Origin of the sequence: Saccharibacillus sp. CPCC 101409 (genome assembly GCF_030518235.1) — a bacterium.
Classification (GTDB): domain Bacteria; phylum Bacillota; class Bacilli; order Paenibacillales; family Paenibacillaceae; genus Saccharibacillus.
In genome coordinates this window covers 15,124-40,296 of record NZ_JAULSA010000015.1, presented here as the reverse complement: position 1 = coordinate 40,296, position 25,173 = coordinate 15,124, and the positions used below count along the sequence as shown (strand labels likewise).

The 25,173-nt window shown below is 61.0% G+C and carries 18 protein-coding genes; 5 read left to right on the top strand and 13 right to left on the bottom strand.

The genetic code is table 11. The annotated features are described in order from the left end of the window. Positions 1 to 23: 23 nt before the first annotated feature. From QWJ34_RS22610 to corA, 4 genes are all read right to left on the bottom strand, one after another. The gene (locus QWJ34_RS22610; RefSeq protein WP_302731366.1) at positions 24 to 905 is read right to left on the bottom strand and encodes a diacylglycerol kinase; all 882 of its coding nucleotides are present in this window, start codon (positions 903 to 905) and stop codon (positions 24 to 26) included. A 49-nt stretch (positions 906 to 954) separates the two neighbouring features. Then, on the bottom strand, positions 955 to 1,725 hold the full coding sequence (locus QWJ34_RS22605) for a sirohydrochlorin chelatase (protein WP_302731365.1): 771 nt from the start codon (positions 1,723 to 1,725) through the stop codon (positions 955 to 957). Between the two features lie 4 nt (positions 1,726 to 1,729). Next, positions 1,730 to 2,020: a YerC/YecD family TrpR-related protein gene (locus QWJ34_RS22600; protein WP_302731364.1), complete on the bottom strand. Its 291-nt coding sequence runs from the start codon at positions 2,018 to 2,020 to the stop codon at positions 1,730 to 1,732. Positions 2,021 to 2,251: 231 nt separating this feature from the next. Beyond that, complete coding sequence (gene corA, locus QWJ34_RS22595) at positions 2,252 to 3,214, bottom strand: magnesium/cobalt transporter CorA (RefSeq protein ID WP_302731363.1); 963 nt, start codon at positions 3,212 to 3,214, stop codon at positions 2,252 to 2,254. Positions 3,215 to 3,512: 298 nt separating this feature from the next. Between corA and QWJ34_RS22590 the strand changes: the two genes are divergently transcribed. After that, complete coding sequence (locus QWJ34_RS22590) at positions 3,513 to 4,688, top strand: LacI family DNA-binding transcriptional regulator (RefSeq protein ID WP_302731362.1); 1,176 nt, start codon at positions 3,513 to 3,515, stop codon at positions 4,686 to 4,688. Then, on the top strand, positions 4,660 to 4,974 hold the full coding sequence (locus QWJ34_RS22585; protein WP_302731406.1) for a hypothetical protein: 315 nt from the start codon (positions 4,660 to 4,662) through the stop codon (positions 4,972 to 4,974). The genes QWJ34_RS22590 and QWJ34_RS22585 overlap by 29 nt, the downstream gene beginning before the upstream one ends. A 237-nt stretch (positions 4,975 to 5,211) precedes the next feature. On the opposite strand, the gene QWJ34_RS22580 is transcribed toward QWJ34_RS22585, so the two are convergent. Together QWJ34_RS22580 and QWJ34_RS22575 are read right to left on the bottom strand one after the other, a co-directional pair. Continuing rightward, positions 5,212 to 6,531 (bottom strand): AGE family epimerase/isomerase, encoded by a 1,320-nt coding sequence (locus QWJ34_RS22580; RefSeq protein WP_302731361.1) that lies wholly within the window; start codon positions 6,529 to 6,531, stop codon positions 5,212 to 5,214. A gap of 305 nt (positions 6,532 to 6,836) precedes the next feature. Continuing rightward, on the bottom strand, positions 6,837 to 7,778 hold the full coding sequence (locus QWJ34_RS22575; RefSeq protein WP_302731360.1) for a hypothetical protein: 942 nt from the start codon (positions 7,776 to 7,778) through the stop codon (positions 6,837 to 6,839). A gap of 298 nt (positions 7,779 to 8,076) precedes the next feature. On the opposite strand from QWJ34_RS22575, the gene QWJ34_RS22570 reads away from it, so the two are divergent. After that, complete coding sequence (locus QWJ34_RS22570; RefSeq protein WP_302731359.1) at positions 8,077 to 9,162, top strand: hypothetical protein; 1,086 nt, start codon at positions 8,077 to 8,079, stop codon at positions 9,160 to 9,162. 91 nt (positions 9,163 to 9,253) lie between these two features. Here QWJ34_RS22570 and QWJ34_RS22565 read toward each other — a convergent pair whose 3' ends face one another. From QWJ34_RS22565 to QWJ34_RS22555, 3 genes are all read right to left on the bottom strand, one after another. Further along, entirely contained in the window at positions 9,254 to 10,243 is a 990-nt protein-coding gene (locus QWJ34_RS22565) for an inorganic phosphate transporter (protein WP_302731358.1), read from the bottom strand. Positions 10,244 to 10,361: 118 nt separating this feature from the next. Then, on the bottom strand, positions 10,362 to 10,976 hold the full coding sequence (locus tag QWJ34_RS22560; protein WP_302731357.1) for a DUF47 domain-containing protein: 615 nt from the start codon (positions 10,974 to 10,976) through the stop codon (positions 10,362 to 10,364). Positions 10,977 to 11,622: 646 nt separating this feature from the next. Then, the gene (locus tag QWJ34_RS22555) at positions 11,623 to 12,435 is read right to left on the bottom strand and encodes an alpha/beta hydrolase (protein ID WP_302731356.1); all 813 of its coding nucleotides are present in this window, start codon (positions 12,433 to 12,435) and stop codon (positions 11,623 to 11,625) included. A gap of 263 nt (positions 12,436 to 12,698) precedes the next feature. Between QWJ34_RS22555 and QWJ34_RS22550 the strand changes: the two genes are divergently transcribed. After that, a complete protein-coding gene (locus QWJ34_RS22550; RefSeq protein WP_302731355.1) occupies positions 12,699 to 13,346 on the top strand; it encodes a YukJ family protein in 648 nt (215 codons plus the stop codon). A gap of 73 nt (positions 13,347 to 13,419) precedes the next feature. After that, positions 13,420 to 14,061 carry a DUF1129 family protein gene (locus QWJ34_RS22545; RefSeq protein WP_302731354.1) on the top strand — a complete coding sequence of 214 codons (642 nt, stop codon included), beginning with the start codon at positions 13,420 to 13,422 and terminating at the stop codon, positions 14,059 to 14,061. 215 nt (positions 14,062 to 14,276) lie between these two features. Here QWJ34_RS22545 and QWJ34_RS22540 read toward each other — a convergent pair whose 3' ends face one another. The 4 genes from QWJ34_RS22540 to QWJ34_RS22525 form a co-directional block, all read right to left on the bottom strand. After that, positions 14,277 to 16,919 (bottom strand): GH36-type glycosyl hydrolase domain-containing protein, encoded by a 2,643-nt coding sequence (locus tag QWJ34_RS22540; RefSeq protein ID WP_302731353.1) that lies wholly within the window; start codon positions 16,917 to 16,919, stop codon positions 14,277 to 14,279. A 325-nt stretch (positions 16,920 to 17,244) separates the two neighbouring features. Continuing rightward, the gene (locus QWJ34_RS22535) at positions 17,245 to 22,050 is read right to left on the bottom strand and encodes a glycoside hydrolase family 2 TIM barrel-domain containing protein (protein WP_302731352.1); all 4,806 of its coding nucleotides are present in this window, start codon (positions 22,048 to 22,050) and stop codon (positions 17,245 to 17,247) included. Between the two features lie 4 nt (positions 22,051 to 22,054). Beyond that, positions 22,055 to 22,816: a hypothetical protein gene (locus tag QWJ34_RS22530; protein WP_302731351.1), complete on the bottom strand. Its 762-nt coding sequence runs from the start codon at positions 22,814 to 22,816 to the stop codon at positions 22,055 to 22,057. Between the two features lie 6 nt (positions 22,817 to 22,822). After that, positions 22,823 to 25,090 carry a helix-turn-helix domain-containing protein gene (locus tag QWJ34_RS22525; protein ID WP_302731350.1) on the bottom strand — a complete coding sequence of 756 codons (2,268 nt, stop codon included), beginning with the start codon at positions 25,088 to 25,090 and terminating at the stop codon, positions 22,823 to 22,825. Positions 25,091 to 25,173: the final 83 nt, after the last annotated feature.

Genomic DNA, 25,173 nt, shown 5'->3' with positions numbered 1-25,173 from the left:
TCCCGTATTGTACCACGTTATCCTTACGCAAACACCCGCAGATGCTGCGGCAGCACTTCGAACAGCCCCGGCAGTCTGCCGCCGAGCTCGCCGTCGAGGTTGAGCAGCACATCGTTGGGCGACGTCACTTCGAGCCGCTGCGTGCGGAAATAAACCACGTTGGGATCGTTGAAATGATCGCCGCGCTGCGCCATCGAGACCACGCGGATAAACTCGGCCAGATTGCATTTCTTGAGCGCGATCACGTCGAGCAGGCCGTCGTCGATCACCGCGCCCGGCATCAGCTTCTCGAAGCCGCCGACCGAGTTTGTGTTGCCGATCAGGAAGATCATGAACTCGCCTTCGAGCTCCGGCTGTCCTTCGGCCTGGATCTTGAGCTGCATCGGCGTCAGGTTGACCATCTTCTCCACGCCTTTGAAATAATAAGCGAGCTGCCCGATCATCGTCTTGAGCCGGCTCGGCACTTCGTAAGTCAGTTCGGTCAGCGAGCCGCCGCCGGCGATATTGATAAAATAGCGGTCGTTCGCGCGGCCGACGTCGATCGGCCTCGACTCGCCGCGCAGCACCAGATCGCAGTAGTCTTCCCACTGGCGGGAGATGCCGAGCGCGCGCGACAGATCGTTGGTCGTGCCGAGCGGAAACACGCCGAGATCCGGCCGGTGTTCCTGGTTCGCCAGGCCGTTGACCACTTCGTAGATCGTGCCGTCGCCGCCCGCGGCGATGACGATATCGTAGCCGCGCTGCGCCGCGTCGGCGGCGGCGCGCGTCGCGTCGCCTTCGCCGGTCGTGGCGTGCACCGTCGTCTCGATGCCGCCTTCGTCGAGGCGCTGCAAAATATCCGGCAGCCGGCGCCGCATTTCTTCGCGTCCAGACGTCGGATTATAAATGAGCCTCGCTCTTCTCATACGCCAAACTCCACCGTTCCTCTAAATTGGTTCCGTTCCGGCAGCCCTTCTAATCGCGCTTGCCGCCCAGGCCGTCCAGCAGTCCTTCGATCTGCCGTTCGATCCAGACCGGCAGCAGCGGATGAGGCAGCAGAGCCTGACCGGTATATTCATAGCTTAACCCCTGCAGTTTACGCGGAATCACCGTTTGCAGGAAATAGCCCGTACTCAAAAAGATCGGCGCCGCAAGCACGGTATACCCGTCCTCGATCCACCGCCGCGCCGTTTGTTTCAAGCCGTCCGGATTGAGCAGCGCAAAGTCGCAGGCGAGGCCGCTGACTTCGCCGACCCGTTTCGCAAGCTTCCGCGCGCCGTCTTCCCAGCGTTCGCGGAACCCGTCGTGCACGCTGCCGTGCCCGATAAGCAGCACCATTTCCCGCTCCGGATTCTTCGAAGCCGGCGCGATCTTGTCCCAGACCATGCGCGCCACGTCTTCGTCGTCTCCCATCGCGCGCCCGACATGGACGCGCGCGCGGATGCGAAACGGCTCCAGGTCCGTTTCCTTGTCCGGCTCGGGCTTGGCGCCCAGCGCGTAGTGGATCTCGTCGATATGCGTGCTTCCTTCCGACACGAACAGCATCACGGCCAGAATGTCCGTGACGCCCTCCGCTTCCAGCGCGTCGATCCCGTCCTGGATCGACGCGCCCTCCACATTGCCCAGAAACGACACCGCGACCGGCATCTCTTCCTTGATTCGAACTTCGCCGGCCGCTTCCTCCACCGCCGCCACCCATTCGGGCTGCGGCGAACCGTGGCTGATAATCAGCGCGCCCGCTCTCATCGTCTTAGCGTCCCAGACGATCGAGCGTCATTTTGTAGCCGTCGTTGCCGTAGTTGAGGCAGCGCTTGACCCGCGAAATGGTCGCCGTGCTGGCGCCCGTTTCCGCTTCGATCTGGTTGTATGTGCTGCCCTTGCCGAGCATGCGCGCCACCTCGAGCCGCTGCGACAACGACTGGATCTCGTTGACCGTGCACAGATCGTCGAAGAATACGTAGCACTCTTCGAGATTCTTCAGCGTCAGAACGGCTTCGAATAATTGGTCGAACGTTTTATCATTTAACTTTTTCAGCTGCACTGAAAGATCATCCCCTACCGTTTACTGGTGAACTGCATAAAGCGGTCGACCGCCGGAACACCGCCAGGCCGGGAAATTCTTTCTTCGCCGCCTGCGAAAGTCCGGTATGCTTATCTTTTTTCGCTTACTTTATCATTGTAGCGGTCCAAGTTACGTTTTTCAAGCGTTACCGATTTCACGCGACGCAGAGGCGAACGAAGTGTCCGCGCAGCCGCTTCTTTCGGCCCGCTTCTATTTGAACCAGCCTCTGCGCCAGAACCAGCCCATCATCGCCCCGCCGAGAAACACCATCGCGCCGAGCACGATAAAATAGCCGTATTTCAAATGAAGCTCCGGCATATTGTCGAAATTCATTCCGTAAATCCCGGCGATCAGCGTCAGCGGCATAAACACGGTCGTGATCACGGTGAGCGTCTTCATGATGCCGTTCATCCGGTTGGAGTTGAGCGAGATGTAGCTGTCGCGCAGGTCGGCCGTCATTTCGCGGTTGGATTCGATCATCTCGGACAGCTTGAGCAGGTGGTCGTAAATATCGGTAAAATAGACCCGGTACTCTTTTTCCTGACTGCTCTCGATATGCTGCGAATTGATGATCCGGTACAGCAGATCGCGCATCGGCACAATCGTATGATGCAGCTTCAGCAGCCGGCTGCGCAGCTCGAACACCTGGGACAGCAGCAGATCCACCGACTCGCGGCCGCCTTTTTCCTCCAGGTCCGCCAGCTCGTCCTCGATGCCGAACACGCACGGGAAATACTCGTCCACCAGCGCGTCCAGCACCAGGTAAGCCGCCGTGACCGGGCCCGTATCCATCGATTCGCGCACCGTCCGCGTCTGGATGCGTTCCCACGCTTCGTCGATCTCCCTCATCCGGTTGAAATGGAAAGTGACCAGAAACGTTCCGCTGAGGAACAGATCGACTTCGCCCGTTTCCTTGCCGCCTTTTTCAAGCGCGTGCGTCACCAGAAAAACGTATTTGTCGTGCGGGTCCATCTTCGGGCGCTGCACGTCGTTCAGACAATCCTCGATCTCCAGCGGGTGAAAATGAAAATACGTATCGAGCAGGTCGGTTTCCCGCTGCGTCGGCGCCTGAAAATCGGCCCAGAACCATTTGTAATTCGCCGGGTCCAGTTCCGTCAGCGGAATATCGAGGCGAACTTCCTGATCGTGCGTTACCGCAAGCGTCCGGATCAATGCGGTCTTCCTCCTTCGTGTCGGCTTGGAATGTTGGTGCGAATCTTTTTTTGTAAAAAGTTTCGTTCCCGCCGGTGCGGGTCATGCGCCTCGCCGGCGGAAAAACGGGAAGATCGGAAAGCGGCGCGGATGCGCCCGCTTGCCTTTATCGTACAGCGCCCCGCGGCGGGTCCGCAACCTTTCCCGGCGGAAAGCTTCATTAATATGGACGCGCAAAACCGGATTTTGTTATACTCTTGTTATGTAAAATCCGGCAGCGTGTGAACCGGATCGATTACGCGGGCGGAGGAACGCATTCATGGCCAAAAAAGTAACGATGCAGCAAATCGCCGATCAGCTCGGCGTATCCAAATTCGTCGTCTCCAAAGCCCTGTCGGGCAAAGGAGGGGTCAGCGAAGCGACGCGCGAACGGGTGATCCGGGCGGCATCGCAGCTCGGTTACTTCACGCAGCCCCGGGGATACGGGCAGGCGGCGCGGCGCATACCCGATCCGGCCCGGACCCGCGATCCCGGCCGCCAGTCGGTACTCGTGCTGATGCCGAACGTGCGCTTCCAGACGCCGGAATCGCTGTACTGGGGACGCATCCTGAACGGCGTCACGGAGGCGCTCGAAGAGCAGGGACTCGGCATCGTGATCGTGTCCGAGCAGCGGATCGACGCCGTGACGAGCGTCCTGAATCCGGACGGCATCCTCGGCCTGATCGGGATCGGCGAGATCTCGACGCCGCTGCTGCTCGATGTGCACCGGCTCGGCCTGCCGACGGTCCTGATCGACCACGAAGATCCGCTGGTTCCCGCGGATACCGTCTTCGCCGGCAACGTCGACGCCAGCATGCGTCTGACGAACCATCTGATCGGCTGCGGGCACCGCCGACTGCACTTCCTCGGCAGCGCCGGCTTCTCGCGCAGCTTCCGCGACCGCTGGAGCGGCTTCCGCGCGGCGCTCGAAAGCCGCGGCCTCCGGGTCCAGGGCGGCTCGGACCCGATGAACCATCTCGCCGGCATCGACGGCGCGGCGTACGAGCCCGAGCTTCGCCAGTGGCTGGCGAAGCGCCGCAGACAGCACGCGCTGCCGACGGCGCTCGTCTGCGCCAACGACGACGTGGCGCTCGTCGCCGCCCGCTCGCTGGCCTCGCTGGGCCTCCGCGTGCCCGAAGACGTCTCGCTGACCGGCTTCGACAATATCGACGCCGCCGGCGGCACCGCCGATTCGCCCGCCCTGACCACCGTGCACGTGCCCAAAGAAGCGATGGGCCGCCGCGCCGCCCTCCGCCTGCTCGAACGCATCCGCGATCCCAAGGCTCCGCTGGAGAAGATCCTGCTGTCTTCGGACCTGGTGCTCCGAAGCTCCGTGGCGGAACTGCCGCCGGAGCGTATCTCCGCCGAGCAGAGCGGCTATGCCGAAGCGGACGGCGAAGACGAAGCCGGGAGTCCAGCCGAGTCCCGTGGCGATACCGGAACGCGCGGGGTATAACAAGATGCAGGCAGGGCATGCCTGCCCCAAGCAGGCCTCGCCGCGCGAAGTGCCGATCGGCGCGAGGCCCGTCTTGTGCCGATTCTCGCCTTATGCTTCGCTTTATTCGGCTTTCGCCCGAGCGGCGGCCGCGGAATTTCGGCCGCTGGAATCAAATGATGTATTCGCGCAACATTATCCGCTATACCGTCTCTTTTCGGGCGAAAATGATGCATATCCGCAGCATTCCTCTATTTTCTTCTCCACATTCCGGATTCGTTTCGGCTTTATGTCAACCGAAGGATAAGAACGCCAAAAAGGACCGTCCCGCCTGTTTTCGGCTTGCGGGACGGCCTCGTTTCCAATACGCTGAAAAACTCCGTTCAATCCGGGTTCAAGCCGGATTAAATTCGGATTAAAGCCGGGTCCAATCAAGCCTTCCCGACTTTCTGCAGACGGCCGCAGCGAATATTCTCGCGGCTTTTAAAACTTTTTCCGTGAACAGCGAGCGAACATAAACGTTCTTCCGAATACTCTTCTACTCCTACGCCCGCTCAATCCGCCCCAACATCTCCAAACACGCCCGCCCGTTATGATACGGACATTTCCACGCGCCGAGCTTGGGGTCTTTTACATTCGGCATCCGGTCGTTCGATACGCTCCAGTACCACTCGCCGTGCTCGCGGTCCACGATATACTCGCGGATAAAGTTCCAGGAGCGCTCGGCCGCCGTGCGGTAAGCCTCGTCGCCGGTCGCCCGGTAGGCGTTATAGAAACCGACCATCGCTTCGGCCTGCGGCCACCAGTCTTTGCCGTCGTCGACCAGCCTGCCGTGCTCCGCTTCGTTCCACAATCCGCCGTCCGTATCGACGCCCCGCTCCAGCACGGCCCGCGCCATCTTCAGCGCCGTTTCGCGCACCCGATGCTCCAGCTCCCCGTCGCCGAGTACTTCGGCCGCTTCCATCAGCAGCCAGCTGCCTTCGATATCGTGCCCGTACGAGACATGCGCCGATTTGGAAGTCCAGGCTTCGTCGAAGAACAGCAGGAAATGCCCGGTCTCCGCGTCCACGATATGATCCAGCATCGTTTCCAGCAGCGTCGACAGCCGGCTTTTCAATTCTTCCGACGGCCAGATCCGGTACAGGTTCGTATACCCTTCGAGCACATGCAGATGCGTGTTCATCGACTTTTTCTCGTTCAGGTCTTTCCCGCTCAGGCTGAGATCGTCGGTCGCCGACCAGTCCCGCGCGTGCGCTTCGATATAGCCTTCGTAATGCGCGTCGCGGCTGTGGGTTTCCAGCAGCCGGAACAGCTCCCGCGCTTCCATCAGCAGCTCGGCGCGCAATTCCGCTTCCGCGACGGAAGAGAGCGCCGGATCGCCGTTTTCCGCCCGGCCGTTTTCCGCAGCGTCTCCTGCTCGATCCGCATGGTTTCCTTCCGACCTCGCCTGCCGCGCATCCAGCGCCAGCACGTACTCGCTCAGCGCGTAGATTACGAAAGCCTGGCCGTAAACCTGCTTTTTGTCCTCGGACGCTTCGCCTTTGGATGTGAGCATCCAGTAGTAACCGCCCTGCTCGACATCGCGAAAATGCGCCCGCAAATACCGGTACGCCCGCGAAGCCATATCCAAATACCGGTTGTCCGCATAACGGCGGTAGGCCGCGGCGAACGTCCACAGTATGCGCGCGTTCAGCACCAGGCTGCGGTCCGCGTCTTCCCGCACGCTCAGGTCGGCGCCGATCTCCCCGACAAATCCTTCGTCTTCCGCCGCCGGAGCATGTTCCATCCAAAACTCCAGTATATTGTGCTTCAGTTCCTGCTCCAATTGCTCCGACCATGCGCGTGCTGTCAGCGTTTCGCTCAACGATAGCGCCTCCGATTCTATTTTGTTAGATTTTTGTTATCAAAACAGGCAATCTCTTTATGAGTCAGTTATACCGTTTTTTTCGAATGAATTCAAGCGAATAGCGGTGTTTCCGTTCGGCAAGAAACGTCTTGTCTTTCATTTTGTTAGCAGGCTGTCGCAAGAATGCAGGCCGGTCCGGGGCGGTCCCCTTCACCCTGATCGTTTTGCGCGTAAAAAGCCCCGATTCCCGCTGAATCAACGGGAACCGGGGCGGCTGCCGGACGCCGCATCCAATCGGCGCCGACGTCAAATCGCAAGCTTCGTTATTTGCTTGGATCTTTCATGATCGTCGCAAGCGAAGTGGTGACCGGAATATAGAACGGCTGACCTTCTTCTTCCTCCGGTATACTCAGGTGGAAAATGTAGCCGCTGGCGTCCTGCGCTTCCCACACGATATAATCGCGGACCAGCTTGTCGGTGCTTGCCTGAAGGAACAGGCTCGCGTTGACCATCGGGCTTTCGACCAGCGTATCGCTGTCGAATTCTTTGACCGTGGCGCCGTCTTTCTCCAGTTCCGCGGTCGCGTCCGCGCGTATGGCGTCCACGTTGAAGTCCGACGGCAGAGGCTCGATCTCGGCAAAATAGTCCGGGTTGGCGTCCAGCGTCAGCTTGCTGCCGGCGGCATCGAATGTGTAGCCTTCCATGACGTACAGCGAGTAGCCGTCTCCCTGTTCCAGCGTGCCGGTCAGTTCTCCGGACTCGCCGTCGCCCGCCGGGAACGTTTCGGTAGCCGGACGGTCGGAAGCTCCTTCGCCGCCGGACGATTCCGAATCGCCTCCGGCGCCGCTGGTCGCTTCGCCCGTCTTGGTCAGCGACTGGATCTCAAGCTGCGGCGTATCGCTGCCTTCGACCGGATGCTCTACATATTGGAACTCGATCGTATCGCCTTCGTTCAGGTCGCCGATCTGCGCTTCCGCGGCGGTGGTAAGCTGGAACGAAGTCGGGGTACCGTCCACGTTGATCTCGATCGTGTGCGGATCGGCCTGGCCGTTGTATTCGCCGGTCGCGGTAATCACTTCGTGCTCCTCCGTCTCTTCCGTGTCGGTCTCGCCCGTATCGGTCTCCGCCGGCGGCTGTTCTTCCGTAATGTTCTCCGGCACGTCGCCCAGCTCGGGCGCGGGCGCTTTCGCTTGTCCGCAGGCTGTCAGAGCGATCGTCAGCAGCAGCGCGGAACCGAGCGTCATCATTTTCTTGGATTTTGTCATCGTCAACACCTCCATATTTATTAGACGGGCGCGGTCCGGCATATGTTACAGATTATCCCGAAAGAACAGCTCAAGTTTTAATATATAAAAATCGATAATTTGACAATTCCAGGATCGGAATATATTATATCACTGGTTATATTTCCTATTTTCCTCCGATATGAACGGCCGGCCAGCTTTCATACCTATTTACACCACGAAATTTGCAGTTTTAAACAAAGAATCGGCGGCCTGTCCAGCCCTGATCCGTAAACCAAAGTTTTCTTCTTTAAAAATAAATATAAAGGAGGAATCATCGATGAAATCCCCGATTTCCAAAATGGCAATTGCGTTTGTTCTCGGCACCAGCCTGGTAATGGGTCCAAGAATTTCTTTTGCGGCCGACCCGAGTTCCAATGCTTTTTCGGATAATAGTTTAACCAGTTCGATCGGAAACAGTAAAAGTCTTTTACAAGAAAAAGAGCGCGCCAAAATGGTTGATCTAAATAGCGGCACTTTGCAGACTTTGATTAAAGACCGGAAGGTATTGGATGCCCATGTCCTTTCCAATCCCTCCAAAATCGTGCTATTAACGGAGGGAACATCGCATCGGATTGAAAAGCATGTTTACGATCAAAACGGAAAACAGCTTAGCCGGACTATTTACAAAGTGTCGCTCCCCGATCAAGGCGAAGCAAGATGGGCAGCTCCTTCGGGTAAAGTCAAAGAACGCATTATGACTCGCCATGCGAATCGGTTTACCCTTTACGAAGCTGCCGGCAAAGCAGTCTCTAGTTACAGCGTTCCGGCAAAAAGCAAACTGTACGAGCATATCGGCATAGACGACTGGGACTTTTCCGCCTATCCTTATCTGGCTGTCGAACAAGTGGGCCAGAGAACGATGGCGGAAGATTACAACGTGCAGATTATCAATCTCTATAATAAATCCGTTACAGAATTAAAAACCCTTCCAATCAATAAGAAGTTAGACATCGATTCTCGAGGGCATCTGAACGTTTGGAGTTCTTACCGGTACGAAGAAGTCATTCCAGCCAACGCAGCCCATGCGGACCCTGCCGAGAAACAGTCTTTTCACACGTTATACAGCATCAGCACAGGCAAAGCTTTAAACAATCACAAACTTGTATTTCCAGCAGGTACGGCAGGTCGGACAGGAGGATGGGAAACTCAGGTTGTCGGAGACACCGTCTATGTAAGAGACCTATCAACCGGCAAATGGAGTCTTTATCCTTCAAATCGCTCAACCCCTATCGTCAGCGACCGGACAGACGCAACGCAGGACGCGCGATTCGTCGGATATGTTTCCGAAAGCAAGACCGTTTATTTTCTTTTGCAAGAAGGAACGGCAGCGGCAAAAATCCAGAAAATCATTTTGAAATCATAATCCCGCGCATCTTCTCATCGTAAAAAAGCCTTCCGGTTTCCCGGAAGGCTTTGCGCTTTTTTAAGAATCAGACGTATGCTGAGCGCTATGCTCAGAAGAAGATCTTGAAGATCAGCCCGGACAGGACGGCCACGATCGGAATCGTGATAAACCAGGCGACGATGATGCGTCCGGCCAGCCCCCACTTCACTTCGCGGAAGCGCTTGGCGGCGCCGACGCCGAGAATCGACGAAGTAACGGCGTGCGTCGTGCTGATCGGGAGATGGAACAAAGTCGCGGTGAAGATAACCGATGCGGACGACAGGTCGGCCGCGAAACCGTTGATCGGCTCGATCTTGAAAATCTTTGTGCCGAGCGTTTTGATGATCTTCCAGCCGCCGATCGACGTGCCGAGCGCCATTGCGGTCGCCGCGGCCAACTTGACCCACAGAGGAGGTTCCAGCGTGCTCCAACGACCGGCCGAGATCAGCGCGAACGTCATGATGCCCATCGCTTTTTGCGCGTCGTTCGTGCCGTGCGTAAACGATTGAAGCGCCGCCGTCAGAATCTGCATCGTCCGGAAGCCTTTGTTGACCGTATGCGGACTGTAGCGGCCGAAGATCCACTTGAGCACCGTCATCACGACGTAGCCGATCGCAAACGCGATCAAAGGCGAGAAGATCAGCGCTTCGACGATCTCGAGAAACCCTTTCCAGTTGACGCTGTCCGAACCCGCGCCGACGAAGACCGCGCCGGCCAGCGCGCCGATCATGGCGTGCGAGGACGAAGACGGAATCCCGAACCACCAGGTGGCGAGGTTCCAGATGATCGCCGCGATCAGGGTCGCGATAACGATCTCGATCCCGTTATCGAGCTTGGTCGGATCGGCGATACTGCCCCCGATCGTCTTGGCGACGCCGGTGAACGTCACCGCGCCGAGGAAGTTCATGCCGGCCGCCATCAAGATCGCGGTCCGCGGCTTCAGCGCGCGGGTCGAGATCGATGTGGCGATTGCGTTTGCGGTATCGTGAAATCCGTTGATAAAGTCGAAGGCCAGCGCCAAAAGAATCACAATGGCAAGTACAAAAAAAGTGGTTTCCATAATATTTCGACCGCACGAAGAGAAGCGGCGCCGCCGCATCCGCGGATTGCGAATGCCGGGCCGCATTTCGAACCAAGCGGTCCAGACCTCCTTTAGCCCTTAAAATGGCTGGCTCCGCTTAGGAGTTGCTCATAATGATCGTTTCCAAAATGTCGGCGACGTCTTCGCAGTTGTCGGTCGTCGTTTCGAGGCGCTCGTAAATTTCCTTTTTCTTGATCAGTTCGATCGGGTCGGTAACGGTGGCGAACAGTTCCTTAATACAGATGCGCAGCAGTTCGTCGCCCTGATTCTCCAGATCGTTCAGACGAATCGTGTATTCGCGAATCGCCAGCAGTTTTTTCTGGGACAGCAGGTGGATCGCTTTCTGGATCTCGTACGCGGATTCGCGCAGGATCTCGCCGAACTGGATCATATATTCATCGGGTTGTCCGAGATTGTACATATAGAAACGGGAAGCCGTCGCTTCAAGCCCGTCCAGCACGTCGTCCAGCGTCGTGGCCAGGGCCATGATATCGTCGCGCTCGAGCGGAGTGATAAACGTTTTGTTGAGTTCGGTAATAATGGTATGCGTAAAACCGTCACACTTGGATTCGTATTCTTTCATGTCCTTGGCGAAGACGGAAACGTCTTTCAGATCCGCGACATGCTTGGAAAAGTAGTCCGCGGCCTGCACGATCGTATCGGCCATATCCTCCAGTGTTTGAAAGAAAATATCCTTCTTTTTTACACGCATTTTAAAACCCCTTTTCAAATTTTCAAAAACCGGTACACTCCGGCATTCGAATCCGCTTCTGCGGCCTTCATCATTTTATCACAACCATGTAAGGGATTAAAGAAAACTTCGTTCGATTTTCACGCCATTTTTACAAAAACAGTCGAAAAAGCTCGATTAATGCCCTGGATTCGGCTCTGCGCCCGCCTTCGGAGCTCCGGAACCCCGCCTGGCTTGTTTTCATTTTACACAGCATTTATGAATGGGAAATGAACAAGAGATTTAGGAAAGATAAGTATCGGGGGAGTTAAGAAAGATCGGAATCGGAAAATGCGGCAAAGGACGGCTGCGCGGAAAAACTGGGCCGGGCGGAATGCTAAAATCCACTTTATCTTCAATAAAATCGCGCTTTCCGGCAAAAGAAATGCGAAAATCCACTTGATTTGCGAATCGGAGCCCGAAATCGGCCCGTTTTGGCAAATAAGATGGATTTTCGCATTTGATGGGGACAAATAGAGGCCGGACGAGCCGTCGGAGTGGATCACGGCACTTCGCGGCTCCTACGGCTCGCGGGCAGCAGTTCTAGATTGTCCAGTGCCGCCAGTACGCTGCGCAGCGCTGAGCAAAGTTTTAAATTGTCCAGTGCTGCGCAGCACTGAGCAACTTTCTAAATCGTCCAGTGCTGCCAGTCGATCTCGTTCTTGTGCCGGTCCTGGAGCCAGCGCTTGGTGATATCGAGCAGCTGGCGGCGGTGCGGGCCGGACGAATACGTATGGTCGGCCTGGAAAATGATTTCTTTGTCGCAGCGCGCGTCTTCGCGCGTCCAGAACAGCTTCTGGTACAAGAAAGCGTAATCGACCGGAATCACGTCGTCGGAAGTGCCGTGCACGACCAGGACGTCGCCGTAGAATTTGTTCGCTTCCTGGAACGGCTGGAACGCGCCGAGCGATTCGAAGAACACCGGCGTAAACGAATAGCCCAGATAGTCCGCGCTGCCGGTGCGCACCGATTCGTCGTAAGTCTCCCGGCCGGTGATCTTCACGATATCGCTGAACGGATAGCCGACCGACGACCACAGCGCCAGGCTTTTGACGCGGCGGTCGCGCGCCGCGGTCAGCAGCGCCACCGCGCCGCCGAGGCTGTGCCCGATCAGCGTCACGCGGCTCGGGTCGATGTCCGCGCACGTCATCGCGTAATCGATCACGGTCCGCGTCTGCCGGATCATCGATTCGATCCCTTCCTCGCCGTATACGCCGCCGCTCTCGCCGCAGCCCGCGTAGTCGAACCGGACGACGAGCTGGCCTTCGGCCGCAAGCTCGCGCGCCGTCACGACGAACAGGCGGTCCACGCCGATCCGGCTGCCGACAAAGCCGTGGCAGATCACGGTCATCGGCAGACGCCCCTCGGAGCCCGAGGTCGGATAGTGGAGCGTGGCGGTTAATTCAAGCTTCTCGTGGCGGATTACAATCTGGCGTTCCATGGCAGCAGCCTCCCTGGTCGATTAAAAACTTCGGAATCCGGAATATAAAAATATAGAATATACCAATATAATAGAAACGAGATGAAGAAACTAAGCAGATCAAGCGGGCTTTTAATCCCCAGTTAAATAGTATGAATTATACTTTATCTTACCGTTTTGCCCCCTCTCTTGTCAATCGCCGCGCGCAGCCCCGCTCTTTCGCCGCTTCGGGGATTGCGCTATGCTTAGAGTTGAAACGATCAATCCGCTTGGAGGGAAGCCTTTTGGAACGTTACCGATACGGCGTGCTGAAAGCCAGAGCGCTGCGTTATATCCACGGCTTCGGCAGCCAGCCGCATTTTCATATCGCGCTGCAGGACGATCGGGGAACCCAATACCGGACGTCGATCAATATCAAATCCAAAGCGTATCCGTCCGAACTGCTGTACCGGATCGGTCCGTGCAAGCCGGACGACGCGTCGAAGCTGCAGGCGCTGCCTTCCGGCTTTACGCCGATCGAGCGCGGCCTGCCCGTCCACGGACTGGACTTCGTGCGCCGCCCGCTGTTTGGCCGAAGCGACATGGTTCCGCTGCCCGCCAGTCTGCCGGGGCCGGATAACGACCTGAACGAGAAGATCGTCGCCCGGGTCGATGAGGCGATCGCCGCCGAAGCGGAACTCTATATCTTTGGCGACTGCTGGGGACCGGAACCGGAAACGCCGGATTATTTCTTCGGTTTCAAACCGGGCCGCGGCATTCACAATATTCATATGAACCAGGGCAATGCCGGTCCCTGGCACGGCGACAACGGCGCGTTTCAGGACGGCGGAGTGCTTGTTCATTTTAAGCAGGAAGACCGCTGGATCGGGCTGTTTCTCGCTTTTCAATCGCAGTCCTGGAACACCGACGAACGCGGACATGCGGCGGACTGAACAGCGGCGGCAGGTCTGCGCGCAGGCCTGCCGCCAGTAACTTTATTTTCGATTTTCAGGAGGGATTTACAGTTTGAGCGCCAGAACGAATATCCGCGAGATCAACAAGATCCGCGATCAATTGAACAAGAAAAACGCCGCCTATTTCGACGACGTAATCGTCCATGTCCGTTCCGCCGGAGTGCGCGAAGACAGCGGAGAAGAATGGCTGCTGGCGCGCGGGCGCGAGCTGTTGGAAGCCCAGTCCAAGAACAAAACCGCTTCGAAGCTGTACGGCGAAGACCCGATCGCTTTCGCCGAGCGCGGAATCGCGGAGCTGCCGGCAGGCCGCCCGATGGGACGCGCCCGCTACTATCTGATGATTCCCTGGGTCGCGCTGAGCTGGACGTTCCTGCTGCTCGGCCTGACCGCGCTGATCGCGCCCGAAGCGGAAAAGATCAATATCGGCACGCTGCTGATTATTGCGCTCGGCGCGATCGTCATCGTCGAAGGACTGACCCGCCTGGTGCGGCGCGAGCCGGAGCCCGGCGTGCCCGCGCCTCCGAAGCTGAACGCCCGCTCGATCGGCACGTATCTGATCCTGCTGATTGCGGTCGGAGCCGTCGGCGTGTTCGTACTGCGTTTTACGCCGGTCGTTACGATTCCGTACTGGGTCAGCTTCGCGATCGCGGCGGCCGGCTTTATCGGGCAGCGGCTGCTGCTTCGCCGGCGCTGAGCGTGACAGCCGCAGCATCGGAGCAAACGCGGCGGTCAAGCGGATTTCCGGCTTGGCCGGACCGCGTACGGCTGCCGCTCGGCCGCGTTAAGCCGGCGCGATCCCTTCGCTGCCTGGCCGGCACTTTTTATCCGCACGCCCAAAAGCCGCGCAAACCGGAAACTCTCCGGCTGCGCGGCTTTTTGGGTCGAGCACTTTTTTAGGCAAAGAAGTCTCTACGCTCCGCTTCCCCCGCCTGCTTGCAGCGTCACTCGCACATTCACCGCCTCGCCCGCTGGGAACACCGGCACGATGCACCCCTGCACCGTTTCCCCGTTTACCGTAATCTGTCGCACGCCTTTGCATACCCGGTCGGGATTGACCGCCTCGATCTCGTAGCGGCAGCCGCGAAACACGCGGACGACTTCGAACCCTTCCCACTCCGACGGGATGCAGGGGTCGATCGACAGTCCGTCCCTCGTCGCTTGGATCCCGAGGATATGCTGCGTCGCGGCGACGTACATCCAGGCGGCCGTTCCGGTCAGCCAGGACACGTTCGCCAGGCCGAATTTGTCGGATTCCGGACCGAACAGATTCGACGCGTACACGTAAGGCTCGGCGCGGTAGCGCTCGATGCCGGCCCGCTCCATCGCGACGCTCGGGATCAGCTGCCGGTAGTATTTGTACGCCAGATCGCCCCGACCCAGCATACATTCCGCGATAATCGCCCAGGTATTGGCATGGCAGAACACCGCGCCGTTCTCGCCCGTGCCGGGATTATAGTTGGTCAGCGGATCGGCCGGATCGGGAAAATCGGTAATCGACGGATGCAGCTTTTTGATGCCCAGTTCCGTATCGAGCAGCTCCCGCACACTGTCCATCGCCGCGATCCCTTTGCCGTCCTCCGCCATGCCCGACAGCGTCGCCCACGTCTGCGCGTTCAGCCAGATCTTCGCCTGGTCGTGCTCGTCCGTGCCGAGGAAGCGCCCGTCGTCCATCACCGCCCGCCGGTACCATCTGCCGTCCCAGCCCGCGCCGTTCACCCGTCCTTGCTGCTCGTCGTACAACCTGCGGTAACGTTCGCCGTCTTCGCCGCGTCCCGCGGCTTCCGCCAGTTCGATCATGCCCAGCAGCGCCGCGCCGAACTGCATCGCCGTCCAGATACTTTCGCCTCTCCCTTCGCGGCACACGCGAAACAGCTGGTCGTTCCAGTCGGAGCGCAGCATCAGCGGGAAGCCGTTCGCGCCCAGATGATCTTCCGTAAAGCCGATCGCCCGCCGCAGATGTTCGTACACGCTGCTTTCGCCGCCGTCGTAGTACGGAACGTTTTCCTGCAAAAAGGACGCGTCCCCGCTTTCGGCGATCAGGTCGCGCACCGCCAGCGCCGTCCACAGATGATCGTCCGAATGGACGCTCGTCACCGGCTCCCAGCCTTCGTGCGGGAAAAAGTAATGGTTCACGTGTCCGTCGCCGTACTGCTGCCCGAGCAGCAGGCGCAGCTTGTCCTTCGCGGCTTCGATATCGTGCGGGATCACCGCCAGAATATCCTGCGCCGTATCGCGGAAGCCCACGCCCCGGAACGTGCCCGTCGCATAGAACGAAATATTGCGCGAAAACAGGAAGTTGCGCTGCGCCTGGTACGGATTCCAGATATTCAGCATGCGCTCGGCTTCGGGATCGGGCAGTTTGCAGTTCCATGCGCCGAGATAGTCGTCCCAGTCCTTGTTCAATCCGGCAAAAGAACGCTTGACGAACCCCGCCTGCCGCGAGCGCTCCACCGCCAGCAGCGCTTCCGCTTCGTCCGGCGCGGCGCCGAGAAATACGTTCAATTCGCGCGTTTCGCCGGGAGCGAGCGTCAGCGTCATTTGCAGCGCGCCGCACGGATCGCCGCCGAGCAGCGTCGAACCCGTGCAGCCTCCTCGCTCGATCGCCCGCGGATTCGACTCGCTGCGGTAGCTGCCGATAAAAGCGTCGCGGTCGCCGTCGTAGCCCGTCAGCGGAACGTCGGCGGCGAAGTAGACCAGCGGCGTCTCGTCCGGCTTGGGCCGGTTCTCGACGCCGTAGCGGTACAGCAGCACGTCGCCTTCCGCATGCGTCACCGACACCTGGTGCTTGTTGTAGCACTGCCACTGGAGCTCGCGCATAAACTCCATCATGCCGAATTCGGCGTAGGCGTAGACATGCAGCTTTTTGACAGCCGGGGTATCGTTGGTCAGCGTCAGGTTCCAGATAAGCGAGTTTTCTTCGGGACCGACGAAATAGACCGTCCGGGCGCGGATGCCGCCGCGGGACGCTTCGAAGCGCGTGTAGCCCATGCCGTGCGCGCTGCGCCAATCGTCGGGACGGTTGAACGCCGGCTCGTGGGTCGGGCACCAGTAGTCGGTCGGATCGGCGTCCGGGGCGGCGTCCTGAATGTACACATACGGCCCGGAGCGGTCGGTCGGCAGATGGAAGAAACGGTAGCGCGTGATTCTCCAGATCTGCGGCGATTTGTAAAAAGCGACCCCGCCGCCCGCGTGCGACAGCATCGTGTGGAATGTGCCGTTGGACAGGTAGTTCATCCACGGCGTCGGCAGATCGCGGCGGTAGAATTCGACTTCGCGCGCTTCGTCGAGAAAAGCGTAAGCGCCGTCCGCGCGGCGCTCGGGCGAAGACGGCCCGGACGCCGGAGCGGAGCCGGAGCCGCGTTCGGAAGGCCGGGCGGCAGACGGAGCGGACGCGGACGCCGCGTCTTGAGCCGGGTGCTCGAACGCGGCCTGCCCGGAAGACTCTGCGGTCTGCGCAGAGTAAGAAGCGTGCGCCGCTCCGGCCGCCGGTAATGTCCCGGCCGGGCCGGACAAAGCGGACTTGCTTGCGGGATCGGTGATGGGATCGGTCATGGTTGATCGACTCCTTTTCGGAAGTTGGGATATTGGAGAGGCAAAGCGGCAGCATCGGTTACGTTGACTTTTTGTCAGCGTAGAAGCCGATTTTCGTCACGCAGCGCGGCTGCGTTGACAAAAAAGCAATCTGAGCGGCCGATTTAAGCTGAAATTTCCGTTTATCGGCTTCTACGCTGCTTAATTGTCAACGTGGCTGCGGGAAAAAGCCGATCTTTGCCTGTACGCTGCTTTTTCGGCAATGCAGCTTGTATGAATGGGTTGAGACAAGAAGCTGGCTGTGAAGACTTGAGCAGAAGAGAACGCGCGGCCGAAAAAACGGCTGCTATTTCGGTTCGACTTCGTCGATCGTCATCCGATAGCGCAGATCGTCCATATACGTGCCGTCGGGATGCAGGAATACCAGGCCGAAGCGGATATCTTCCGCGCCTCCGCGCAGCACGGCAATCAGCCGGTTGACGCCCGGCTTCAATGCGGCGCCGTGCTCGGGCCGCTCGCCGTTCAGCCAGATCTCCGGGTCGGCGATATTGCCGAGCAGGCGGAGACGGGCGGGACGAATAAGTTGAGCGGTGTTCGGACGAACCGGGGTTTGCCCGGCGGGAGCGGCAGCTTCGCCCGGCGCGGAAACGGATGCCGGGCGAAGCTCCCCGTTTGCCCCGACGCGGCCCGGCAGAGCATCGGCGAGCGGCGAGGCTTCGTGCGGACCCGCAGCCGCCGAAAACTCCGGCACATGCACAAAAGCGCTCATGAACCAGAGGCCGCCGGCCGAGTCCCGGATCGACATCGCTCCGTCCTCGAAACTGCGCTCTTTTTTCTTCATCCAGCCGTACAAGCCTTCGCCGAGATTGTTCAGCGAGAACTCCGGGTCGGTGTAATAGGCGCGCATCGCCTGCTCGTCCTGGTAAGGCCGGCACGGCAGCGCCATCATCGCTTCGATCGCGTACTGGGCGTCGCTTTTGACATCGCTCCACAGGTCGTCTTCGAACGATGCGCCGAGATTGGCCAGCAGTCTCGAATAAATGCGCAGGCACTTGTCCAGCTCCGGCCGGACGGCAATCTGCGAGCAGACGACGCGCCCCGCGCCGGCCGCCGCTTCGATCAGGAAAGCGCCCGGCTCCCTCGCGCGGTCGCGGTTCAGCTCGACCAGCGCCAGGCGGCTGTGCTCGGCCGTATATTTGTGCACGAAGTAGTCTTTCCACGCCGTGCCCTCGACGCTGACGCAGACGGGCCGGACGCCGTCGGCTTCGATGCGGTGCAGGCCCAACGGCAGATTCTCCACGTCGCGCGGAGAATGATGCACTTTGTCCAGGCCGAACAGGTCGGCCGGACTCAGGCCGCAGGCGAGCGGACGGGCATCGTCCGCTTCAAGCTGGTAAGCCTCGTGGGCCGCCACCCGCACGGGGCGGTCCAGCAATCGCGCCAGCGCCCCGGCGTGCGCTTCGCCGCACGGCAAAACCAGCACCGCGCCGCCGGCTTCGGCGAAGGCGCGGGCGGCCTCGGCCGCGCCCGGCTCGCGCAGCCGGGCGGGGTCCAGCACGAGCAGGCCCGGCGCGGCGGCCATGCTCGGGAGCGCAGCGCCGGAAGGCGCGGCTGTATCCGCGCCGCCGGCTGTGCCGGGCGCTTCGGCGTCCGAGGCCGAAAGCTCGGGTTGTTCCGCGCCGGGCGCGGCGGCCGGAACCGGCTGTTCGCCGGCGGCCTGCGCGCGCAGCAGCGCTTGCAGGTCGGCGGCGCCGCGCAGCGGCGTATGCGGCAGGCGCAGCGCCGAGAGCAGGCGTTCGGCCGCGCTGCCCGGCGCGGTCAGGGCGTAGGCCGGCGCGGCGTGCGAAGCCGCGCGGCCGGCCCGGGCCGCGGCGGAGGAAGCGCCGCCGAACCCGGCCGTATTCGAATCGGCCCCACCCGATTCGGAGGCGATCGCGGCTTCGTTTGCCGCTTCGGCCGAAGATGCGCGCGAATCTTCGGGCCGCTGCGCTTCATCCGCAAAGCGGTCAACCGCACGTCCGCTGCCCGGAGCGGACGCCGCTTCTTCGCCGGCGGCTTCGCCCGCCCCCGCTGCGTGCTCCAGCAAGCGGCGCAGCAGCAGGCACGCCTGCGGAACGCGCTCGAACCGGCTCATGAGATCGAGCTGGTTCGCGAGCAGATAGCCCCGGCCGCCGCGATACTCCAGCAGCGGCGTCCACAGATCCCCGCCGTCGCCGAAGTCGCCGGCGCTGCATTCCAGCAGCAGACGGAAGTCCCCCGTCCGCGGCTTCTCGAAAGCGGCGGCGCAGATCGGCGCCGGCCCGTCTTCGCGCAGCTCCGCGTCCCAGAACATCAGGTCGTCGTCGCCGAAGCCGGCGAGCACCGGATGCGCATAGCTTCCGGCATGGGCGCGGATAAAGTCCCTCCGGCTGAGCGTCAGCCGCCCGATGGCAAAGCTTTCCTGCTCCAGCACGAGCAGGCGGCCTCCCCGCGCGGCAAATTCCCGCGCCGCGCGTTCGATCCCGCCGCCTTCGGCCTGGATACGGCTGCCGACGATCAGCAGCGACCCCGCGGGCAGGCGCTCCAGCCCGCCCGCCTCTACGCGGCGGCAGTCCGGCAGCAGTCCGCCGATTATGCCGTAATCGCGGTCCCCGCCGATATAGAAGCATGCTCCGCGCGCTTCGACCGGCCGCCGCCTCAAAGAAGCGGAGAACACGCGGTACGTCTTCTTCACCTCGTGCACGACCTCGCCGCCGTGCAGCAGCACGGCGGTCAGTTCCGCCGTTTCTTCATCGGCGAAGCCGCTGCTTGAAGCCGGCGGAATATCAACCCTTGAAGCAGCAGCCTCTGCTTGGATTCCGCTGCGCTTCACGCCCCGTACGGACGCGCCGCCCGATCGAACTCCCGATTCGGATACTTGCTCCTTTCCGGCCGCTTCTCCGCTTTCCGGTCGGCTTTCTTCGCCGCTTCCGCTTGCCGGCGCCGCAGCGGTTCCGGCCCATCCGGCCCATCCGGCCCCTGCCGGACGCCCGATCCGATCCGGCGTCCAGACAAACTCCACCCGGCGCCGCTCCGCCGGCTGCTGCCGGAATTGCAGCGTCTGCCGCCGCAGCTCGCGGCCTCCCTGCGACACGCGGAACTCGACCCGGACTTCCCGGGCCGCAAGGGTGTCGTTGTACACATCGAAGCCGCGCCCGATCGCCGCGTCGTCGAAAAAGCAGCGGTCGTATTCGGAAGCGATCAGCGCCGCCGGTCGAAACGCTTCTTTCATAACCTTGAACGCCGGGTTCGGCCGGTAAGCCGGATATTCCGGCGGCAGCAGGCCGTTATTCAAGGTCAGCGAATACGCCGGAATATACGCCGGCTTGACGCCCGGAGCTTCGGGGTCCGGCCATTCCAGCGGAATGTCCCGTTCGGGCATCGCCCGCATGAAATAATGCGCGAAGTTGAACGTCGAGATGCCCGACACCTCCTGCCTGCGCGCATATTCGGCGAACAGCCGCTCTTTTTCCGCCAGTCCCGCGACGCTTTCGTCGGTATGCCGGTAGGCTTTCAACCCCGCGTACACACTGGCGTTCTGCGGGCAGATATACCACCAGCTTCCGTGTTCGCCGAACGTCAGCGGCACACTCCGGTCCCACTGTCCGATCGTGCCGTCGATATTGTAGTGCCGGCTCTCCACTTCGGTCCGTTCTTTCGGCAGCAGCCGGTTGTCGCCTTCGGCGCAGATCGGCCGCGTGGGATCGAGCAAGCGCATCGCGTCCGTCAAAGCCGGTATATGCCGCTTGAATTCGTCCCGCCCGTCGACCCAGCGCATCTCGTTCTCCACGCTCCACATCACGACGGACGGATGATTGCGGTCGCGCAGCACCAGGCGCCGAACATGATCGAGCGCGTTCAGGATATAATCGGGATGATCCGCCGCCATCGATTTGCCCGAACCGTAGATCGCCGTTTCGCCGACGATCAGCATGCCTTCTTCGTCCGCGATACGCAGAAAATACTCCGGGTAAGGCTCGGCATGCAGCCGGATACAGTTGACGCCGACTTCCCGGCACATGCGGTACCAGGTTCGCACATATTCTTCCGTCTGCTGCGTCGGTCCCTGAAAGTGCCACGAGTCCCCGCGCAGCCGCAGCGGAATTTCGTTCAGCATAAACAGCGGGCCTTCGCTCCGGAATTCGCGGAAGCCGAAGATTTCTTCGATCCGGTCCACGACGGCGCCGTTCTCCAGCAGCTCCAGTTCCGCGGCGTACAGCGACGGCGAATCGGGACTCCACAGTTCGGCGTCCCTCCAATCCAGTTCGAACCGTGCCCTGCCCAGCGCCGGCAGCCGCGTGTTCTCGCACAGGCGGTCTTCGACGGACATCCCGCCGCCGGACGTTCCCCCGCCCGCGTACGTCTCTCCCCCGTCCAGCTTCGCCGAAGCCGCGAGCACGACCGGGCGGCTCGCCCGTCCGTCGCGGTCCGCCTTTTCCGCGCGCCGCACCGTCAGCCTGACCGCCAGCTCGCCCGAAGGCGCGAAGCGTCCGCCCGCGCCGACCAGCGCTTGCACCTCCAGTGTGCCGCGCCTGACGGATGTACGGATCGAAGTCCGCTCGATCGTCAGCGGCGGCAGACTTTCCAGCCAGACGTCCTGCCACAATCCGCGGGCCAGATAGCCGAACCACGAGCCGGTCAGCCCGGTGACTTTGAGCGCGCCGGACGGCAGCTCCGTTTTGTCGAAATTGGCGCAGACCACCTGAAGCTCATGCGTTTCTCCCGGCCGCGTCCGGTCCGTAATATCGAGCCGCAGCGGCAGATAGCCGTCGCGCCAGACCGCCAGACGCTCGCCGTCCAGATACACCGCCGCCTGCTGCATGACTCCGTCCAGCCGCAGCACGATCCGCCCGCCCGCGTACTCTTCCGGCACGGCGAAGCTCCGGCGCAGCACGCCCGCTTCCGCGCGATCCCACTCCGGCGGATAACCGAAAGGGGCGAACAGTTCGAAGCCGTACTCCGGGATTTTTCCGAATATGCGTCCCGGCTCCGGCTCGTACGAACCGCGCCAGCTCGACGGCACAAGCACCTTTCGCTCTTCGTATCGCGGATTCTCCGGCAGCGACAGCTCCTGCGGGCGGTCGTACAATGGCATGAAATCCCACTCGCCGTTCAAACAGATCCTGCTTCGCATTCCTTTACTCATCCTTTCCGCTTTCCGTTTGATCCGGCAGCCGAACTTCGAGTACGCGGTCCAGGTTCAGCCAGACCCGCTCGCTTTCCGGCATGTCCGCCCATTCGATAAAATGCGGCCGCATCGCCGCTCCCCAGTCTTCGGGCGTGTTCGATGTGTTCAGCGTTCCCGCGTAAGGCGCGGGTTCGAGTACGGCCGGGCGCTCCGCATAGAAAAACAGCAAATTCTCGTGCAGGCCGATGACGCCGTATTTATTGCCGTCGCCCGGCTTTTCCTCCTGGTACTGATGATGATAATAAACGTAGCTCGCCGTCATGTCCGGCTTCAGCCGCGCGATTCGCCCGTAAGCTTCGGCCGGCGCTTTGCGCCGCCAGTGCTCCCGTCCGTGCGGCCGCTGGTAATGAAAAATATCCGTCATCGGCGCAAAAACCTTCGGCTCGGACGCTCCCGGCCAGGCCGCCAGCACATCCCGCGCGCCCGGCAGCAGCCGGCGCAGCGCGGCGTCGGCTTCAACGTCTTCGCCGCCGCCCGGCGCCGGGCTGCGTCCAGGCTCCGCGGAACTTCCCGGCCGCGGCGGCCGCGCTTCCTTTTCCAGATAAACGAACCAGTGTCCGTTTCCGCCGAATGCGCCGAGCAGCCGCACGCTTTCCTTATCCATGCCGAGGCGCAGCGCCCGCAAGTCCGCCTCGTTCTCCCGCAGCCGCCGAAAATACCGCTCCGCCGCCTCCGCGTCCGGGCTCCAGGCCCGGTATACCGCTCTGTGCATATGCGTTTATCCTCCTTGCTGACGCCGCCGCTCCGTTTGCGACGCTTTGCGGTACTCGCCCGGCGTCAGTCCTTCCAGCTTCTTGAACATGCGGATAAAAGACATCGGGTACACATAACCGACCCGTTCGGCAATATCCTGCACCGACTCTTCGGTCCCGGCCAGCATCCGCTTGGCTTCTTCGATCCGCAGCTTCGCCAGGTAATCGACGAACTTCTCTCCGGTTTCTTCTTTGAAAATACGGCTGATCGTCTTGGCGCTGCCGCCCAGCGCTTCGCCGATCTGCGTCAGCGAAAAATCGGGATTGCGGTAATGTTCGGCGACGTACTGCCGCATCCGGTTCGCCAGTTCGTAATGTTCGCGGTTCATGCGTTCTTCGCCGAGCCTGCGCTGCGCTTCGCGCAGCGATTCCAGCAGCGGTCCGCGCAGCTCCCCGATCCATTCGAAGCCTTCCGGCTCTTCCGGGATGCCGCGCAGCTCGCATTCGCTCCAGATATCCTGCATCGGCTGCGGCAGCTCCTGCATCTCCCGCCGGAACTGCGCCCGAAGCAGCGTCATCAGCCGGACGATATCTTCTTTCGAATACCCGCCGCCCGCGGTCTGGGCGAAGAAACGCTCGACCAGTTCCTCCCACTCGCCGCCGAGACGGAACGCCAGCGCCGCTTCGCGTCCCGTCTGCACCAGGGCGTCCATGCCGCCGCCCGCTCCGTCGTCCCCGGCGCGGCCGAAGATATAGGCCCGGTCCGGCCCTTCCGATACTTTGCGGTCGAGCGCCGCCAGCGCCATGCGATACGACCCCGTAATGCCGCGCAGTTCTTCGGCGGCTCCCCCGAAGCCGAATGTCGCGGTGAACTTGGCGTTCTGCCTCAGCCACGCGCCCGCCTGCTCCGCCATCGCGGCCAGCCGGGCCGGTTCGATTCCCCGGTCCGAATCCCGCTGCGAACGATACAGCAGTCCGAGCCGGTCGGGACCGATCCACTCCGCCCACAGCCGGTCGCCGCATTCGTCCGCGATCTCCTGCACGACGCTGCGCAGCATGAATTTGAACAGCGCGCGGTCGCGCGCCGAGTAATTTTCCGCAAACTGCTCGTAGGCGTCGATCTCCGCCACCCCGACCGCGCATACCTCGAATTCGCCGGTCACGCCGATATTTTGCGCTTCCCGGTTCCAGCGTTCGGGCGGCATATCCACGCCGTTTTCGAGCAGTTCTTTGAACAGAAAAGCCCGGCGGTACGGCAGACCTTCCGCCTGCTGGCGTTCATAATCGTTGGCCTGCTCGATCAGCTTCTCCAGCGACCGCTCGATCAGCGCGAATTCGTCGCCGCTCTGCGCCGGCGCGAGCGGTCCGCCGCCTCGCTGCTGCTCCGCGAACGCGGCGATGCGGTTGATGACCTGCGCCAGCGGCCGGTAATGCCGGTGGCTGATATACGTCATCGCCGCGATTCCGCCGACGATCGCCGCAAAGCCGAGCAGCGCCCATAGATTGGAGAACGCCGACAGCAGCGAGAACGAGCTCGACGCCGCCAGCCGCACCTCCACCTGCCAGCCGGTATAAGGAGAAACGAGCCCGATCGCTTCCCGGCCTCCCTCGTCCGAACAGCTCTGCTCCGATCCGCCGATAATGCCGCCCTCCGTATCCCGGATGCAGACGTCCACATCGCTGCGCCCCGTTTCCTGCAGCAGCGACTGAATCGATTCTTTGCGCACGTTGACCACGATCAATCCCTGCTCCCCGGAAAAATACGGTACCGGCTTGCCGAGCGACACCACCGCGCGCGGTTCCCGGTCGCCCACGAACAAACTCATCCGCCGCAGCCCGCTCCACGCCGGAGCCAGCGGATCGTCCAACGCCCGCTCGATAAAAGGCCGGTCGCCGAAATCCGCCAGCGTGGAAGAAAACGACTGCATCAGCACTTTGTCGTCGGCCGCCCGGTACAGATAGACCGAATCGATCATCGGCAGCGGCGACATAAAGTCGAGCAGCGTCTCGGTCACCCCGTAATCGCGGTAAGGCGTGGAGCCCTCCGTTTCGCCGAAATACCCGCTGACCCGATCGCTGAGCAGCAGCCCTTTGATCGTCGGCGTTTCGATGCTTTTCAGCGCCGTGTCGACGACCTGGAGCACATTTTGCGCATAGATCCCGTTGGCCTGGAGCGTTTGTTTGCGCACCGTTTCGCTTAGCGTCATAAAAAACACGATCACCAGGCACGACACCACCGCGAACAGGATCGGCAGATACGACAGGATCAGCCGGTACAGCCACTTTTTATGCATGTTTCCCCTCCTTTTGCGCGGCGGCGCCGGCTGTTTGTCATAGGCGAAGCTTTGTCTTAAGCCCCGAGCGGACGATGAAGCGA